We start from the raw sequence: 16166 nt of genomic DNA, 5'->3' as shown, positions 1-16166 counted from the left end.
CCGCTATCCCGCTATGCGGGATCACTCTTCGCTGGGTCGAGGGAGATCGCCGACACCACACGGCGCAGATCCTCCTGACTGTAAGGCTTGAGCAGGATTGCGGCATCGGGAAATTCCGCCGGTGAAATGCCGCTGCCATCGCCGCTGGCGAAAATGATCGCTGGCGCGGGGACACACGCCTTGACGGTCCTGGCAAGGTCGATGCCGGACGCCTTGGGCAAGCCGACATCGGTCAGGACAAGGTCGACCTCGTTTTGCCCCAGCAGCGCTTCGGCAGCTTCGGCGTCCTCGGCTTCCAGGACGGCATGGCCAAGATCGGCAAGCATGTCCGCGGTGTTGAAGCGGATCAGTCCGTCGTCTTCGACAAGGAGGATACGAAGGGTGCGGGCCTCCCGCACGGGCTGGGACGCCGGCGAGGGCGATGGCGCCGGTGCGTTTCCGCCGCCCTCCGCGATCAAACGGCGCTGTGCTTCGTTGGCCAGCACGTGGCGGACTTTGCGGGCAAGCGCTTCGCGCGTGTAGGGCTTGGAAAGAAGCTCGACCCCCGGATCGAGCCGGCCATGATGCACGATCGCGTTCTCGGTATAGCCCGAGGTGAAGAGCACCGCGAGGTTCGGCAGCCGTTCCTTCGCTCGGCGCGCAAGTTCGGGACTACGCAGCGGGCCGGGCATGACGACGTCAGTGAAGAGGAGATCCATCGGCACGCCGCTCTCGATGACGGTGAGCGCGCTTTGCGCGTCGCGCGCCTTCAGCACCCGGTATCCAAGTTCGGACAGCAGGCCGACGGCGGTCTCGCGGACGGCATCGTCGTCCTCCACCACGAGGACCGTCTCGGAGCCGCCCCGCACCGGTCCCGTGCTCGTATCGGTAAGTATGTCTTCCCGGGCAGTCTCGCGGCGCAGGTAAAGCTTGATGGTCGTGCCCTCACCCACCTCGCTGTAGATCTTGATATGGCCACCCGACTGCTTGACGAGGCCATGGACCATTGAAAGACCAAGCCCCGTCCCCTTGCCTTCCGGCTTGGTGCTGAAAAATGGTTCGAAGACCTGGTCGATGATTTCCGGCGCCATGCCTGTGCCGGTATCAGTCACCGCCACCATCACATATTGTCCGGCGGTGACTTCGTCGTGCTGGCGGGCATAGTCATCATCGAGCCAGGCGTTGGCCGCCTCGATCGTCAGGCGGCCGCCATCCGGCATGGCATCTCGCGCATTGATCGCGAGATTGAGGATGGCGTTTTCGATCTGACCCGGATCCACGAGGCAGTTCCACAATCCGCCGCTCACGATGGTCTCGATCTCGACATCCTCGCCGATGACCCGGCGCAGGAGATCGTCCATATTGTTGATGAGGCGGCCCAAATTGACCACCTTGGGCTCGAGCGGTTGTCTGCGGCCGAAGGCGAGGAGCTGCGAGGCGAGCTTCGCGCCGCGCGAGACGCCTGCCAGCGCATTCTGCACACGCTGCTCGGCGCGCTCATTTCCTGCAATGTCGCGCGACAGCAGCTGGAGGTTCCCGCTCACCACCTGCAGCAGATTGTTGAAATCATGTGCAACGCCGCCCGTCAGCTTGCCGAGCGCTTCGAGCTTCTGCGACTGGCGCAGCGCCGCTTCGGCAGCCTCGCGGTCCAGCGTTTCGCGCTGCAGCCGGCCAAGGGCCGTGCCGAGTTCTTCAGTGCGTTGCTCGACCCTGTGTTCGAGCGTCTCGTTGAGATTGTGGAGCTGGTCCTCCGCGCGCTTCTGATGCGTCACGTCGTAGCCGTCGACGAAGATGCCCGAGACACTGCCGTCCGGCTCGACGATCGGCTGATAGATGAGGTTCACGAAGCGGGTCTCGAGCGGCGCATCCGGCGTTCGCTGGAGATGCGCTTCGAGATTGCGGCCCACAAAGGGCTCGCCGGTCTGGTACACCCTGTCCAGCAGTTCGATGAAACCCTGCCCGGCTATTTCAGGGAGGCCGTCGCGAAGGGGCATGCCGACCACGTCGCGATGGCCGACAAGCTGCTGATAGGCGTCGTTGACCATGTCGAAGACATGGTCAGGGCCCTTCAAAATACACATGAAGCTCGGGGCCTGGCGGAAGAGCCGGCGAATGCGATCGCGCTCCTGCGTTCGCAGTTCCACCTCCGAGATCAGCTGGCGGTTCGCCTGTTCGAGGACGCGTGAGGCTTCCTCGCGCATCGTGGCGACTTCCGCCAGCGCCGCGGCGCGCTCACGTTCCGCTTCGAAGGCATAGCTGCTCGTCAGGCCTGCGGTGATCTGGCCGGCAAGCAATTCGAGGAAACTCAGATATTGCTCACCGGCGGGACGATATGGATTGAGGCCGACCACGAGCGCGCCCAGCGGCCGGTCGTTCCCGCGATCGACCAGAGGAACGACGGCGATCTTGGTGGGCGGACGGTCCCAGGATCCGGTCGGGAGATCGGCGTGCGTGCATTCGTCGATCAGGGGAGCGGTCCAATCGAGCTGAACCCGCTTGACCCCCCAGGGATCTTCCGCCGCACCTGCTGCATGCGCGCAGGGGTGATCGGGGTCCATCCCCGCGCAGTTGCGCGCCAGGACAGGGGCACCCGTTTCGTCGAACAAATAGACAAGCGCAAAGGGCATGTCGCGATCGTTGCGCGCGAGCTCCGCCTCGACAGCGTCGAGCACGGCCTCATGCCCTTGGGCGCCTGCAAGCGCCAATGCGAGCTGGCGCAGCGATTCCAGCCGCCGTTCGCTGATAACCCGGTCGGTCTCCTCACTGACCGCGCAAAACACGCCCTCGACCGTCCCCTGGTCGCCCAGCAGGGGGCTGTAGGAAAAGGTGTGATAGGTCTCCTCGGGATATCCCGCGCGCTCCAGGATGAGCAGAAGAGCGCGGTCCCAGGTCGCCTCGCCCTTCTGATAGACCGTTTCGAGACGTCCCTTGATGTCGTCCCAGATCTCGGCCCACAGCTCGCGCGTCGGCATGGCAATGGAGCGCGGGTGCTTGTTGCCCAACGTCGGACGGTAAGCGTCGTTGTAGAAGAAATGGATGTCCGGCCCCCAACCGAGCCACATCTCGAATTTCGACGTCAGCAACAGGCGCAACGCGACCTTGAGTCCGTCGGGCCAATGTTGCGGAGAACCAAGCGGCGTTGCGGTCCAATCATGGACACGCAGCAGCCGGGCCATCTCGCTGTCCCCCACAAATATGTCTTCATAGGTGTCAGGTATTTTTATGTTTTCGGTCAAGCGCGGCTCCAGACTGTTCATACGGAGTTACGCCCGGAAGGTCATGGTAGCCAGCAGCATCTTCGCTCCCTGCTCTCACGGTCGCTGTCTTACAGGCACACGCCCACCTCGCGCTCCATGATCATTGCGATGAAAGGCAAACTGATGCCGCCGGCTTTGGTTTCAATCCGGATGAGAAAGAGGCAACAATTCGTCCCGAAGGACGATCAGCGCGCATCGGCTCAGGTCCTCCGCGGCGGCAGCGGTCTTCGCCTCGGTGTAGCAGCGCAGTTCCGGCGCATTGCCCGACGCGCGCAGATGGATCACGACGCCGCGGTCGAATGTCACGCGCAGACCATCGGTGGTGTCGATCTCCACCACCTGGCCGCCAATCGTACCGAAATAGGTTTCGATGCGCGCCCGTTGCTCCTCGGCCGATCCCTCCCTGAGCCAGCCGAGAAGCGCCGCGCTTTGCGCCGGCGCCACATCCGGGAGGCGGTCGCTATGGGTGGCGCGCTGCGGCAGGCTCGCGACCAGTTCCGCGACGCTGCTTCGTCTGGCGGCCGCGAGTACCGAAACGATCGGCAAGACAGCGTCGCGCGTGGGAAGGGCATCCAGCGGATTGTCACCGTCGAGCACCGTCGAGCCGAGCAGGACGCCGCCATTGGCCTCATAACCGCAGACGATCGCGCCTGGGTCGGCCGCAATCTCCTCCTGTATGGCGGCGATCACATAGGGCGAACCGATCCGCGTCCGTCGAACTGCGACAAACGCGCCTGAAAGCTCGGCCGCGCTATTGCTGCTCACCGGGGTCACGACGCGGTCCGCGCCAAGCGCGCGAGCGCACAGAAGGGCGGTGATATCGCCGCGAAGCCAGGTCCCCTGCGCGTCGGCGACGAGCGGCCGGTCCGAATCCCCGTCCGTCGACACGATCGCATCGACCGTGTGCTCGCTCGCCCACGCCTGCGCCAGAATGATGTCCTCATCGCGAATGGCTTCGGTATCGACCGGCACAAAGCTTTCGGATCGGCCGAATGGCATTACGGTGGCGCCGAGAGCCTCGAGCACGCTCACCAGGACGTCCCGCCCCACCGCGGAATGTTGGTAGACCCCAACTGTCATGCCCTTGAGTGCGTCCGCGCCGAAGAAACCGACGTACCGATCGCGATAGGCGCTTGTGATCTCGACGGTCGGAGGCAGCGGTTCGGCGCTTAGGAGCGCGCCCGAAGCGTCGAAAAGGCTGTCGTCGGGTGAGACCCGCTGCTCGAGTATGCCGGCCTCGTCCGACTTGAGGACCTCCCCTGTCGGTCGGTAGAATTTGATCCCGTTACGATCAGCCGGAATGTGGCTTCCCGTCACCATGATCGAGGGCATCTTGCGGCCCAGCGCGTAATAGGCCAGCGCCGGCGTCGGCACGAGCCCGCAGTTCACCACCACGCCGCCGGCGGCGCGGACCGCCGCCGCACAGGCCTGCACGATGCGCGGTGTGCTGGGACGCAGATCGCCGGCCAGCGCTACGGGCTGGCCCGGGGCAAACTCATCGATCGATCGCAAATACTGGAGGAACGCGCTGGTATAGGCAAAACAGAGCGCGTCGGTCATGGCCGAGACGGGTCCCCTGACGCCGCTCGTGCCAAAAGGAACACCGCTTTGCGTCATCAGGGTGCGCACGCTTTTGAGAGCGGCACCCTCGCTCGGCGGGGAATCATCTACCTTCATGTCACTCGGCAATGCGTTCATGGCCCCGCCACTCCAATTCGTTGTCATTGAGCAAATCCATGCTGTCGGGCGCGTGCAGCGCGGCGAGCAGATCGGTTATCTCGATCCTGGCAAAGCTCACCGACGTATCGGCAACGCCATAGGGCATGAACAGCCTTCCGCCATGCACGATCGCCCCGCAGGTATAGACGACATTAGGAACATAGCCTTCCCGGTCCTCATCGGAAGGCGACAGGAGTGGCACCGCCGAGCGGCCGATGACCCGCGAGGGATCATCCTTGTCCAGCAGCACCGCGCCAATGGCATATTTGCGCATCGCGCCCACGCCGTGGGTGAGGACGAGCCAACCTTCCTCAAGCTCGATCGGCGCGCCGCAATTGCCCATCTGGACCAGTTCCCAGGGATAATGCGGTCCCAGAATCCGCTCGCCTTCCTCCCAGTGATGCAGATCGGGCGAGCGCAACAGGAACAGGCTTTCATTGTCCTGCCGGCCGATCATCAGATAATCGCCTCCGAACCGGCGGGGGAACAGAGCCATGCCCTTGTTCCGCGCCGCCGGACCCGTCAGCGTCTGCAATGCAAAGGTTTCGAAATCGCGGGTGACGAAAAGCTCCGAGGCGATCGCCGCGCCGCTATAGGCGGTATAGGTGCCGTAATAGCAGGTCGATGCGTCGTCATCGGTGAAGCGCACCAGGCGAAGATCCTCGAGCCCGTTGCGCTGGGCGGGCGTTGCGGGAAAGAGCACGGTCTCATCGAGCCGCATCCCCTCCACATGCCGGGTGAAGTGGACTTCACCGCCAGGCCCGGTCTCGGGCCGCGCGGCAATCGCGAAATCGGGTTCCGGCGCCATCTCGATCGTGCCGCATGGCCGGATAAGGCCCTCGCGAAAGGTGATCGAGGAGATATGCCCCTCGCCCACCGCCCGCAGTGACAGGACGAAACGCAAGCCGCCCTCCGGCACGCCATTCTGGTCGGGATGGGGCACGATGCTGGGGTTCATCAGCGCCGCCGCGCCAAACGAATATTCATGGCAGAAATAGGCGCCGATCAACTGGCGAACCGAGGGCGGCAGGCGATCTCTCAGCCCCACCTCGCGCGCGATCTGCTCGAAGCGCTCTTCGAACACGGTGCGGATCTCGCGGTGGCGGTTCCCGAAATCGGCGAGGATGACGGCCAGTTCCCGGTCCACCGTTGCGCCCTCCATGGCGCGCACGCCATTGATGATGCGATGCATGCGCTCATTCTGGACGGGGTTGAGATCGCGTGGTTCAGGCGCGATCTGCAAGGGCCGAACGACCACCCGCGCCGGGTTGGGCCGCAGCCGCAGGGGAATCGACTGGATCAGCGACATGCAGCGACGCTCCCCTCCTCCTGTCCCTCTTCCTCGTTTTGCGACCCGTCGCTCCTGGCCCTCAGTCGGCGCACAGCGAGCGCTGCAAACTGCCAGGCGAGAATGGATTCGGCGCCCTGGTTGAGGTTGACCCGGTCGATCTGCAGACCGTCGAAACAGCCGCCGTCGGGCAAGGCCAGCCGCAGACCCAGATCGTTGGCGCCCAAATACCAAGCATAGGCGGTTTCGACATGGGTGAGCCATTGGGCATCGCCGGTCGTCTCGAACGCCAGGGCGCAGGCCTCGATCGTGGCCCAGGCTTCAAGCGGCTGCTGGTCGAACGCCTGCGGCGTTTCATGGGGGAGCCCGAAGCTCTCTGTCCCGATCGGACGGAAATGGCCTTCCTTCGCGGTTTGGCGCTCGGCTAGCCACGCAAGCGCCTCGATCGCTTCCTCGACCATATCCGGGCGCGCGAGCGCACGGCCCGCGCGCAGCAGCGCTTCGGGGAGGCGCGCATTGTCATAGGCCAGCACCGGCTCGAACCAGATCCAGTCGTCCCGGCGATTGGCGCGCAGCAGTTCCAGCAGGCGGACCGAGAAGGTCTCCATCAGCAGACGGGCGGGACGATGGCCGGGATAGACCGCCAGGAATGCAGCAAGTCCGGACGTCGCGAAAGCCTGGGCGCGCGGGCTCTGCAGAAAGCTGCTCGCCGGAATAACCTTGTCGGCAAGCGCCGTGGCCCAGAGCTTGAGACCATGGTCATCGGTTGCCTGCGCGGTCCGACCCAGCGCCCAGAGCCCGCGGCCGAAGCTGTCCTGCGATCCTTCCGTCTCGAGCCAGTCCCGATCATAGCCCATGAAGTTGCGGAAGCGGCCCGCATCCTCATCCCAGGCGAAATCGACAAAGGACGCGTAGATGTTGGCAAGGCGTGCTGCGCGCGGCGTATCCAGCCCTTCCAGGGCAAATTCGCTTGCGAGCATCAGCGCCCGGGCATTGTCGTCCAGGCAGTAGCCGTGTCGGCGGTCCGGCACCTTGGAGCGGCTATGCTGCAGCATGCCGCAACCATCAGTCATGCGATCGATAGCATCGAGCGAAGGCTCTGGCGCCGGCGTGACGGACGGGCGCAAACCGACGAGCGTGGTCGCCAGGGAGGAGCCCAGCCGCGCCTGGGCGAAGAGCGACAGATAGCTGGCGCCGACCACCGGCCATGTCATGGCGCGACCCGCCTGGTAGGCGCTGCGCCGCAATTCATCGCGGCGCCGGCCGTCACCCAGCAGGTCGCCCACCGCTTTCGCCAGGGCGTCCGGCGAGGCGAAGGGAACCAGCACGCCGCATCCGTCGGACAACAGTTCCTGTGCGTGCCAGTAGGGCGTCGATACGACCGCCTTGCCGAGCCCCACGCTGTAGGAGAGCGTGCCGCTCGTAATTTGCGCTTCGGTCAGATAGGGGGTGACATAGATGTCGCAGGCCGACAGCCAGGCCTGAAGCGTGGGCGTGTCGACATATTCGTTGACGAAACGGACGTTGCGCTCGAGCCCCAGCGCGCTAACCTGCCGGGCAAGATCCTCGCGATAGGCTTCCCCTTCGCGGGCCACCAGATGCGGATGCGTTGCGCCGAGCACCACGTAAATGAGATCGGGATGATCGCGCACCAGCTGCGGCAGCGCCGAGATCATCACCTCGATGCCCTTGTTGGGCGAGAGCAGGCCGAAGGTGAGCGCCACGCGCCGCCCGTCGAGACCGAAGCGGTGCTTTTCGAAAGCCGGATCGAGAAATGGCATGTCGGGAATGCCGTGGGGAATCACCACGATCTTGTGCGCCGGGACCCCCATGTCGCGGGCAAGGATCGTGCGGCCCATCTCGGTCATGACGATGATCCGCGAGGAGGCCTGCGCCAGCGCGTTCATCACGCGCCGCTGGTTGGCCGTGGGATCGGTCAGCACGGTGTGCAGCGTAGTTACGATCGGCGCACGCAGTCTGTCGACGAGGGCAAGGAGATGGTCGCCCGCCTCGCCCCCGAAGATCCCGAACTCGTGCTGAAGGCATACGATGTCGGGGTTGAGCGCGTTGATATGCTCCGCCGCCGCAACATAGTCGGAGAGATTGTCCTGCGCGATCTCATAGCCGACTTCGCGGGGATAATCGTGATGCACGCCGGGGTCGTTGAGCGCGATCGTCGAGATGGTGAGATCCGGATCGCCGGCTTTCAGCGCGGCGTGCAGATCCGCCGTGAAAGTTGCGATACCGCAGCGGCGCGGGGGGAAATTGCCGATGAGTGCGACATGGCGCACCGGCGGCGGCGTCAGATCGATAGTCATGGCAACAGATCTCCTTCAGCAAGTGTGGACCGAGCGGAGCGGGGCTCGGCGAGAACGAGGCGGGCGGGCGTGTCGGCATGCAGCGCGACCGGTCCGTGCGTGAGCCAGCATTGGTTGGCCGCGAAGGGCCGGCCGGCTATCGTGCCCTCGCCCGACAGGACGGCCAGACAGGCGCGCTCGGGCACGAGGACGACCTGGCCGCCCGGGTTGAGGGCGAACTGCGAGAGAGCGAAGGGCGCGCCTGCGCCGGGCAAGGCTTCCACCGGCTCGACCTCGGTGCGCGCTTCGAACAGGGCCTGGGCGAGGTGAAGCTCGCGCGGTCGCCCATAATCGAAGAGGCGATAGGTCACATCGCTGTGCTCCTGGACCTCGAGGACGGTGAGGCCGGGCCCGAGCGCATGGATCGTCCCGGCTCTGATGTAGAAGCTGTCCCCTGCCCGCGGACGAATTCGCCGAAGCAGCGAGGGTAGCGTTCCGTCGCGGGCCGCTTGGGCGATCGCCTGACGCGAAGCGGGCGCCTCGAGCCCGAGATCGAGATAGGCGCCCGGGAGCGCCTCGGTGACATGCCACCATTCATGCTTGCGGCCGGGCCCCTGTGGATGGACCTGGACCGACAGCGGCTCGCTCGTCTGCAGCCATTTGATCGTCAGGCCCGCATCCGGCGCTTCGAAGATCATTTCGCCCAGCGGCTGCGCCTCGTCCGGCGCCGGCAGGCCGTCGCGCCGGCCCCAGGGCTTGGCGACATAGCGGGGCGTCAGCCTTTCCGCCCAGCCCCCGGCCTCGGGGGCGGTGTCGGCTGGCTCTTCGCGTTCCAGACAGGTTTCTATCAGCATCGATCGGTTCTCCCAGGGATGATGCGTTGGAGGGTCAGGATGCCGTGGCGGCCTCGCGGGTGGCGGAAGGGCTCTCCTGTCCGGCAAGGCGCCGAACGTCTTGCGAACGCCCGCGCGGCGCGATTAGCACCGTGTCGCCGGTGGCTACGACGATGAGGTCGGAAACGCCGATCGCGGCGATGCGTGGCCCGGTGCTCTTGAACAGGCAGTTCCGGCTGTCGAGCGCCTTTACCTCGCCCTCCGAGAGATTGTCGGCTTCGTCGCGGCTGCCGATCGCATGAAGCGCATCCCAGCTGCCCAGATCCGACCATCCCATCGCCGCCGGCACGACGGCGACACGCGCGGCCTTTTCCAGGACGGCGTAGTCAATCGAGTCCGCGGGAATGGCGGCAAAGGCGTCAGCGTCGGGATCGATGCGCCGGCCTTCCCGCGTTGCCGACGCCAGCGCGGCCTCGACAGCAGTCAGCATTGCCGGGGCATGCAGGCGCATGGCCTCGAGAAAGGCATCGGCGCGCAGGAGGAATATGCCGGCGTTCCAGCAGTGACCGCCTTCAGCGATCATCCGGGCAGCGCGGTCGCTATCGGGCTTCTCGACGAAGCGATCGACCTGATGAACGCCTTGGCAGATCGCTTCGCCGCAGCGGATGTAGCCATAGCCCGTCTCGGGATGGTCCGGCGTGATGCCGAAGGTGACGAGCCATCCGGCGGCCGCCTGCGGCGCCGCGCGTTCTATGGCGGCGGCGAAAGCTGGAACATCGGCGATGACATGATCGCTGGGCATAACAAGGAGCAGCGCGTCCGGACTGGGCGCCTCGAGCGCCGCCATCGCGATAGCAGGCGCCGTATTGCGACCGACGGGCTCGAAGATGAGCCGGGCGGGCGTGCAGTCGATGGCGCGCAATTGCTCGCCGAGCAGCGCGTCGTGGCCGCGATTGGCGATAAGGATCGGTGCCTGGACAAGGCCCGCGGCGCGGGCCCGCCGGACCGTCTGCTGGAGCAGGCTCTCCTCGCCGGCGAGCGCAATGAATTGCTTGGGGCTGGCCGCGGTCGAAATCGGCCAGAGGCGCGTACCGGACCCGCCGGACAGAATAACAGGAATAATCGAGCGCATATCCGAGCCACTTTGCCGGGCAGCACGCACGAGGAGGCCGCGCGCAATCCTGTCAGAAAGCCCGGAAATCCCTCTCGCTATGCTGAATGATGATGAGGTGACAGGGCCGGCCGCGCCGGCCCTGTCGGTGGAGGATCAGTAGTCCATGGCCGGCATGGGCGCGGCCTTCTCATCCTTGGGTAGCTCGGCGACCAGCGCTTCGGTCGTGATGAGCAGGGATGCGACCGAGGCCGCATCCTGCAGCGCGGTGCGCACGACCTTGGCGGGATCGATGACCCCCGACTTCACCAGGTCCTCATACTGGCCGCTCGCGGCGTTGAAGCCCCAGTTATAGTCGTCGCTTTCGAGCAGCTTGCCGACGATGAACGCGCCGTCCTCACCGGCATTGTCGCAGATCTGGCGCACCGGCGCGCGCAGGGCGCGGCGAATGATGTCGATACCGGACTGCTGGTCGTCATTGGCTGCCTTGAGGCCGTCGAGCGCCTTCAACGCGCGGAGCAGCGCGATGCCGCCGCCAGGCAGAATGCCTTCCTCGACAGCGGCGCGGGTCGCGTGCAGCGCGTCGTCAACCCGGTCCTTCTTCTCCTTGACCTCGACCTCGGTCGCGCCGCCCACGCGGATCACCGCAACGCCGCCGGCAAGCTTGGCCACGCGCTCCTGGAGCTTCTCGCGGTCATAGTCGCTGGCGGTCGTCTCGATCTGCGCCCGGATCTGCGCCACACGGGCGTCGATCTCCTCGCGCGCGCCGGCGCCATCGACGACCGTGGTGTTGTCCTTGTCGATGATGACCTTCTTGGCGCGGCCGAGCATGCCGAGCGTGACGTTCTCGAGCTTGGTGCCGAGTTCCTCGCTGACCACGCTGCCGGCGGTGAGAACCGCGATGTCCTCGAGCATGGCCTTGCGACGATCGCCAAAGCCCGGCGCCTTGACGGCCGCGACCTTGAGGCCGCCGCGCAGCTTATTGACGACGAGCGTGGCGAGCGCTTCGCCTTCCACGTCCTCGGCGATGATGAGCAGCGGCCGGCCCGACTGCACCACCTGCTCGAGCAGCGGAATGAGCGCCTGGAGGTTCGAAAGCTTCTTCTCGTGGATGAGGATGTAGGGATCCTCGAGCTCGACCTTCAGTTTCTCGGCGTTGGTCACGAAGTAAGGCGAGAGATAGCCGCGATCGAACTGCATGCCCTCGACGGTCTCGAGTTCGGTCGCGAGGCTCTTGGCCTCTTCGACGGTGATGACACCCTCATTGCCGACCTTTTCCATCGCTTCTGCGAGGATAGTGCCCACTTCGGCATCGCCATTGGCCGAGATGGTCGCGACCTGGGCGATCTCGCTGTTGGCCGAGACCTTCTTCGCGTGCGCCTTGAGGTCCTCGACGACCGTCGTCACGGCGAGGTCGATGCCGCGCTTCAGGTCCATGGGATTCATCCCTGCCGCGACCGCCTTCGAGCCTTCGCGCACGATGGACTGGGCCAGCACGGTGGCGGTGGTCGTGCCGTCACCGGCCTTGTCGTTCTGCTTGTTGGCGACCTCGCGCAGCATCTGTGCGCCCATATTCTCGAACTTGTCCTTCAGTTCGATTTCCTTGGCGACGGTGACGCCGTCCTTGGTGATGCGCGGCGCGCCGAAGCTCTTCTCGATGACCACATTGCGGCCCTTGGGACCGAGCGTCACCTTGACGGCGTTGGCCAACGTATCGACGCCGCGCAGCATGCGATCGCGCGCGTCCGAGGCGAACTTCACTTCCTTGGCAGCCATCTGCCTAACTCCTTTCCTTTGTCCTTCCTGATGTTCGAGGGATGGGGGCGGCCCATCAGGCCGCCTGCTTGAGCTCGGCGACGGGCTCGATGATGCCGAGGATGTCGCTCTCCTTCATGATGAGCAGATCCTCGCCATCGATGCGAACCTCGCTGCCCGACCACTTGCCGAACAGCACCCGGTCGCCGGTCTTCACCGTGGTGTCGGTGAGCTTTCCGTTTTCGTCGCGAGTGCCTGGACCGACCGCGAGGACTTCACCCTCCTGCGGTTTTTCCTTGGCGGTGTCGGGGATGATGATGCCGCCCGAGGTCTTCTCCTCGGCTTCGATGCGGCGAACAAGCACACGGTCGTGCAAAGGGCGGAAATGCATGGGCAAAGCCTCCGGTTGCAAAACAAGAATGATGATCCCCCGCCGTTCATCGGAACGACAGGTTCCCGGGAACTAAGAAGCTCAATTTGCCCCTTCAAGACCCCCCTGAAAATTTTTTGGCACTCAATGGAACGGAGTGCCAATCGCGTCGATCTCAATGGCTTGGAGATGAAAAAAACGTCTTGACGCGACTCCGCATCGTACCAAAATCTGGCGGGTGCGGATGCGGATGTCCGCCACGAAAGACAGGAGCGACAGGAAAGGAGGCTGACTATGTCGCAACCATTTTCCCGTTTTCTTCATCCCTTCGACGTCGCGCACCATCCTGATCTGGAGCCCGAGGTCAAACGCGCCATCCTGGCGTCGTGGGCATCGGACAGATCGGCCGTGCGCGACAAGCCAGCGCTGCGAAAGCCGCGCGGTTTCAAACGCGCCGTGCCGATCGACGAAGTGCTCGCGGCCATGCGCACGCTGGACGAGGGGGATTCCGGTCAAACCAGCTTGCAATGAGCGACCGCGGTTTTCTGGCGCAGCTGCAGGGCTATGGCATGACAACGGCGGAAATTCACTATTACCGCCCTGACGCGCCGTCACTCCTGCAGCTCTTTGTCTGGCAGGAATATGATCTCGCGCCCGACTTTCCAGTGTTGTTCGACTTCCTGGACCATTGGCGGCGCGAGATCACCGCCGCCCTGCATTCCGTGCGGATCGCCCATGAGCAGCTGATCCGACCCACCGAATGGAGCGCGGTCGACGGGATACTCTCGATACGATGAAACAGGCGCTGATCCATAGGCTCAAGGGCCGGGGCAAGGGTGTCCGCCTCAACTTGCCCTTCGACGATATCATGGAGTTCGCGATTGCGTTGCTGACGGTTGGTCCCGAGGACCTGGAGGCGCTGGGCTGGACCTTCGCTGATCGCAAGCGCTTCCTGGATCATTTTCTTGCGTCCGGTCGGGCCGCGCAGGGCGTCGCTCCCGAGCATCTCGGGCAAAAATCCATCGAAATCGTGGTGCCGCGCAAGGATCTCGATCGCCTGCATCGATTTGCGGTACGCGAACTGCCCAAGGCGGCCAGCAATGCCGCCATGCTCGACCGGGTGATCCGCGCGCTCGATCAGGCCGCGCGGCGCCAGGATGCCGGCAAAAGGCGAACAGCCGGGAAATCCTGACGACGTCGCCACTTCATTCAGCATCCAATCAAAGGAGACATTCCATGCGTTATCAGCTGTTTCGCGACGACGACCATAGCCAACCGGTCGCTGAGAGCGATGAATTCCAAAGCGAGTTCAAAGCGACCGAATGGGCGCGCGCGTGGGTGAAAACCAACGGCGCTCACGATCGCTACCGCTTCCAGCAGGTGGACGGCGGCCGGCCCATGCTCTTGCTGAAGACCGTTGCCGGACAATGGTATGTGATGCCGCTTGCCGAGCAGGTTGCGGCATAGCCGATCTTGCCGGGTCCGCGCCCTTCCCCCCTCGCACCGGGCCTCGCCGTGGATTAGGCTTTCCAAGCGCCATGGTTCCCGGTGCGCCACAGGACCAACAGGCTCTTCTCGAGCCACAAGCGGACGACATGATGCCCGAACCCTATCGTTCAACGCCAGTGTTCGATCAGGACACAATCCCCTCCGGACTGCGCGGCAATCATCGAACCAAGGCGGGGGTTTGGGGCGTCATCCGCGTCCTGGAAGGCGCCCTGCGTCTCACCTATGTCGAGCCGCGATCCGAAATCGTTCTCGAACCGAGTGTCGTGGGCGTCGTGAAACCCGAGCAGGAGCATTTTGTCACGCCGCTGGGCAGCGTGCGGATGCAGGTCGACTTCTACAATGAACCACCCCATGGGTGAGGCTGCGCCCAAACCTCCAGAGCCTTGGTATCCTAGAGCGCGGCAGGGCCGTTTTCGGGTCCGATGCCGATCCGCGCCAGGGCCTGCGTCAAATCGCCTTGCCGGAAGGGTTTGGTCAGACGCGCGAGATCGGGGTCGATGCTGTCTGAATCGGCGTAGCCTGAGATGATGAGCACCGGCATCGGCTGACGCGCGCGAAGCGCCCGCGCCAGTTCGGTGCCCGTCATGCCGGGCATCAGATGATCGGTCATCAGAAGATCTGGCGTGAGACCCTCGTCCACCAACCGCAGCGCGGCCGCGCCGCAATTGGCCTCGATCACGCGATAGCCCATTTCGGTGAGCATATCGGCGGTTGTCGTGCGGATCAGGTCTTCGTCGTCGACGAGCAAGACCATTCCGATCTCCCGTCGCTCGGGTGCGTGGGTGTTCGATACCGGCGCCGTGCAAGGCTCTTGCGGCGCAAGCGGTAGCCACAAGTCGATGCAGGTGCCCGACCCCGGCTGGCTTTCGATGCTCATGTGTCCGCCGAGCTGGGCCGCCAGGCCATGGACCATCGACAAGCCGAGCCCCGTGCCTTTGCCAACGCCCTTGGTCGAGAAGAAGGGCTCGATTGCGCGCGCGAGGGTCTCCTCATCCATCCCGGTACCGGTGTCGGCGACCGAGAGCCGCACGCGCGGCGCTCCTGCCTCACCCCGCGCGTTCGCCTCGAAGGTCACGCCGAGGGTCAAGGTGCCGCCGCCTGGCATTGCGTCACGTGCGTTGACCGCGAGGTTCAGCAGCGCCATCTCGAGCTGGTTCGCATCCGCCAACGCGCGGGGCGTGGTTTCATCCACGTCGAGGCGGACCTCGATCTGCGGTCCTGCGGTGGTTTCGATGAGGTCGGCCATGCCCTGCACCAAAGCTGCGACGTCGACGGCGACCGGCTTGAGCGGCTGCCTCCGGGCAAAAGCGAGCAGCCTCTGCACCAGCGTTTTTGCCCGTTCCGCGGAGGCGAGCGCTCCGGCAATCGTGCGCTTGGCGCGGTCATCGCCAATCCCCCGCCGCTCAAGCATGTCCAGGCCGCCGATGATGGGCGTCAGCAAATTGTTGAAGTCGTGCGCAACGCCCCCGGTCAGCGTTCCCATCGCTTCGAGCTTCTGGGCATGGCGCAGCTGTTCATGGGCCTGGTTGAGCGCCGCGGTTCGTTCGGCGACGCGGGCCTCCAAGGTCTCGTTGAGATCGCGCAGCCGTGCCTCGCTGATCTTGAGCGCTCGGGTGCTCTCCTCGGCTCGTTCGAGCGCCGCGACCAGATCCCGCTCATAGGATCTGCGATCGGTCGCATCGACGAGCATGATCCGCGTACCGACAGGTCGGCCCTCCACATCCACTCGCCGCCATTCCGTCAGGACCGGCAAGCGCCGGCCTTCAGCGCATCTCAGATCAATGGCGACCTGCCGGACGACGCCCTCCCTGTGAAGAAGCGGCGACACATGGGTCTCGAAAAAAATCCGGCCGGCCGGCGTCAGCACATCCTGGATTTTCCGACCGACCACATCGGCTTTGCCGACTCCCAGCCACGACAATAGCGTCGCGTTGATCCTGACAACGCGCAGCCGGCTGTCGAGCGTCACATAACCGCACGGGGCATGATCGTAGAGATCGTCGAGCGTTTCTTCGGGAGGCTGATCGTCGGGTGGCGGCTCGGACACT

General features: G+C 64.7%; 14 protein-coding genes. 5 read left to right on the top strand and 9 right to left on the bottom strand.

Translation table 11 applies throughout. The annotated features are described in order from the left end of the window. Positions 1–11: 11 nt before the first annotated feature. The 8 genes from ACLIMP_RS25690 to groES form a co-directional block, all read right to left on the bottom strand. Positions 12–3155 carry a response regulator gene (locus ACLIMP_RS25690; protein WP_443478947.1) on the bottom strand — a complete coding sequence of 1048 codons (3144 nt, stop codon included), beginning with the start codon at positions 3153–3155 and terminating at the stop codon, positions 12–14. A 222-nt stretch (positions 3156–3377) separates the two neighbouring features. Further along, positions 3378–4913, bottom strand: a complete 1536-nt coding sequence (locus ACLIMP_RS25685) for a phosphomannomutase (protein WP_443479010.1) — start codon at positions 4911–4913, stop codon at positions 3378–3380. A 1-nt stretch (position 4914) separates the two neighbouring features. After that, on the bottom strand, positions 4915–6264 hold the full coding sequence (locus ACLIMP_RS25680; protein WP_443478946.1) for a glycoside hydrolase family 130 protein: 1350 nt from the start codon (positions 6262–6264) through the stop codon (positions 4915–4917). Continuing rightward, positions 6255–8561 (bottom strand): glycosyltransferase family 4 protein, encoded by a 2307-nt coding sequence (locus ACLIMP_RS25675; RefSeq protein WP_443478945.1) that lies wholly within the window; start codon positions 8559–8561, stop codon positions 6255–6257. Before ACLIMP_RS25675 ends, ACLIMP_RS25680 begins: the two co-directional genes overlap by 10 nt. Further along, on the bottom strand, positions 8558–9394 hold the full coding sequence (locus ACLIMP_RS25670) for a class I mannose-6-phosphate isomerase (RefSeq protein ID WP_066701766.1): 837 nt from the start codon (positions 9392–9394) through the stop codon (positions 8558–8560). The genes ACLIMP_RS25675 and ACLIMP_RS25670 overlap by 4 nt, the downstream gene beginning before the upstream one ends. Positions 9395–9428: 34 nt before the next feature. Continuing rightward, entirely contained in the window at positions 9429–10505 is a 1077-nt protein-coding gene (locus tag ACLIMP_RS25665; protein ID WP_443478944.1) for a mannose-1-phosphate guanylyltransferase/mannose-6-phosphate isomerase, read from the bottom strand. Positions 10506–10640: 135 nt separating this feature from the next. Further along, a complete protein-coding gene (gene groL, locus ACLIMP_RS25660; RefSeq protein WP_443478943.1) occupies positions 10641–12260 on the bottom strand; it encodes a chaperonin GroEL in 1620 nt (539 codons plus the stop codon). Positions 12261–12315: 55 nt separating this feature from the next. Then, entirely contained in the window at positions 12316–12630 is a 315-nt protein-coding gene (gene groES, locus ACLIMP_RS25655) for a co-chaperone GroES (RefSeq protein ID WP_008829924.1), read from the bottom strand. Between the two features lie 273 nt (positions 12631–12903). On the opposite strand from groES, the gene ACLIMP_RS25650 reads away from it, so the two are divergent. The 5 genes from ACLIMP_RS25650 to ACLIMP_RS25630 all read left to right on the top strand — a co-directional run bounded on the left by ACLIMP_RS25650 (position 12904) and on the right by ACLIMP_RS25630 (position 14477). Continuing rightward, a complete protein-coding gene (locus tag ACLIMP_RS25650) occupies positions 12904–13140 on the top strand; it encodes a hypothetical protein (protein ID WP_296538690.1) in 237 nt (78 codons plus the stop codon). Further along, positions 13137–13406, top strand: coding sequence for an usg protein (locus ACLIMP_RS25645; RefSeq protein WP_008829926.1), 270 nt, complete (start codon positions 13137–13139; stop codon positions 13404–13406). The genes ACLIMP_RS25650 and ACLIMP_RS25645 overlap by 4 nt, the downstream gene beginning before the upstream one ends. Further along, the gene (locus tag ACLIMP_RS25640) at positions 13403–13801 is read left to right on the top strand and encodes a hypothetical protein (protein ID WP_296538687.1); all 399 of its coding nucleotides are present in this window, start codon (positions 13403–13405) and stop codon (positions 13799–13801) included. Before ACLIMP_RS25645 ends, ACLIMP_RS25640 begins: the two co-directional genes overlap by 4 nt. A 44-nt stretch (positions 13802–13845) precedes the next feature. Beyond that, positions 13846–14076, top strand: a complete 231-nt coding sequence (locus ACLIMP_RS25635; protein ID WP_296538686.1) for a hypothetical protein — start codon at positions 13846–13848, stop codon at positions 14074–14076. Positions 14077–14204: 128 nt separating this feature from the next. Further along, complete coding sequence (locus ACLIMP_RS25630; protein WP_413783104.1) at positions 14205–14477, top strand: TehB family protein; 273 nt, start codon at positions 14205–14207, stop codon at positions 14475–14477. A gap of 32 nt (positions 14478–14509) precedes the next feature. Here ACLIMP_RS25630 and ACLIMP_RS25625 read toward each other — a convergent pair whose 3' ends face one another. Next, entirely contained in the window at positions 14510–16165 is a 1656-nt protein-coding gene (locus tag ACLIMP_RS25625) for an ATP-binding protein (RefSeq protein WP_366928694.1), read from the bottom strand. Position 16166: the final 1 nt, after the last annotated feature.

Origin of the sequence: Novosphingobium aeonii, assembly GCF_052279045.1 — a bacterium.
Lineage (GTDB): Bacteria > Pseudomonadota > Alphaproteobacteria > Sphingomonadales > Sphingomonadaceae > Novosphingobium.
The sequence above is the reverse complement of the archived record's forward strand: the minus strand, read 5'-3'. Positions and strand labels throughout refer to the sequence as shown.

Bases quoted from the DNA above. Each gene is read 5' to 3' on its own strand.
- ACLIMP_RS25685 (WP_443479010.1), bottom strand. From the start codon at position 4,913: ATGAAGGTAGATGATTCCCCGCCGAGCGAGGGTGCCGCTCTCAAAAGC.
- groES (WP_008829924.1), bottom strand. From the start codon at position 12,630: ATGCATTTCCGCCCTTTGCACGACCGTGTGCTTGTTCGCCGCATCGAA.
- ACLIMP_RS25665 (WP_443478944.1), bottom strand. From the start codon at position 10,505: ATGCGCTCGATTATTCCTGTTATTCTGTCCGGCGGGTCCGGTACGCGC.
- ACLIMP_RS25680 (WP_443478946.1), bottom strand. From the start codon at position 6,264: ATGTCGCTGATCCAGTCGATTCCCCTGCGGCTGCGGCCCAACCCGGCG.
- groL (WP_443478943.1), bottom strand. From the start codon at position 12,260: ATGGCTGCCAAGGAAGTGAAGTTCGCCTCGGACGCGCGCGATCGCATG.
- ACLIMP_RS25650 (WP_296538690.1), top strand. From the start codon at position 12,904: ATGTCGCAACCATTTTCCCGTTTTCTTCATCCCTTCGACGTCGCGCAC.
- ACLIMP_RS25670 (WP_066701766.1), bottom strand. From the start codon at position 9,394: ATGCTGATAGAAACCTGTCTGGAACGCGAAGAGCCAGCCGACACCGCC.
- ACLIMP_RS25690 (WP_443478947.1), bottom strand. From the start codon at position 3,155: ATGGCCCGGCTGCTGCGTGTCCATGATTGGACCGCAACGCCGCTTGGT.
- ACLIMP_RS25640 (WP_296538687.1), top strand. From the start codon at position 13,403: ATGAAACAGGCGCTGATCCATAGGCTCAAGGGCCGGGGCAAGGGTGTC.
- ACLIMP_RS25675 (WP_443478945.1), bottom strand. From the start codon at position 8,561: ATGACTATCGATCTGACGCCGCCGCCGGTGCGCCATGTCGCACTCATC.
- ACLIMP_RS25630 (WP_413783104.1), top strand. From the start codon at position 14,205: ATGATGCCCGAACCCTATCGTTCAACGCCAGTGTTCGATCAGGACACA.
- ACLIMP_RS25645 (WP_008829926.1), top strand. From the start codon at position 13,137: ATGAGCGACCGCGGTTTTCTGGCGCAGCTGCAGGGCTATGGCATGACA.
- ACLIMP_RS25635 (WP_296538686.1), top strand. From the start codon at position 13,846: ATGCGTTATCAGCTGTTTCGCGACGACGACCATAGCCAACCGGTCGCT.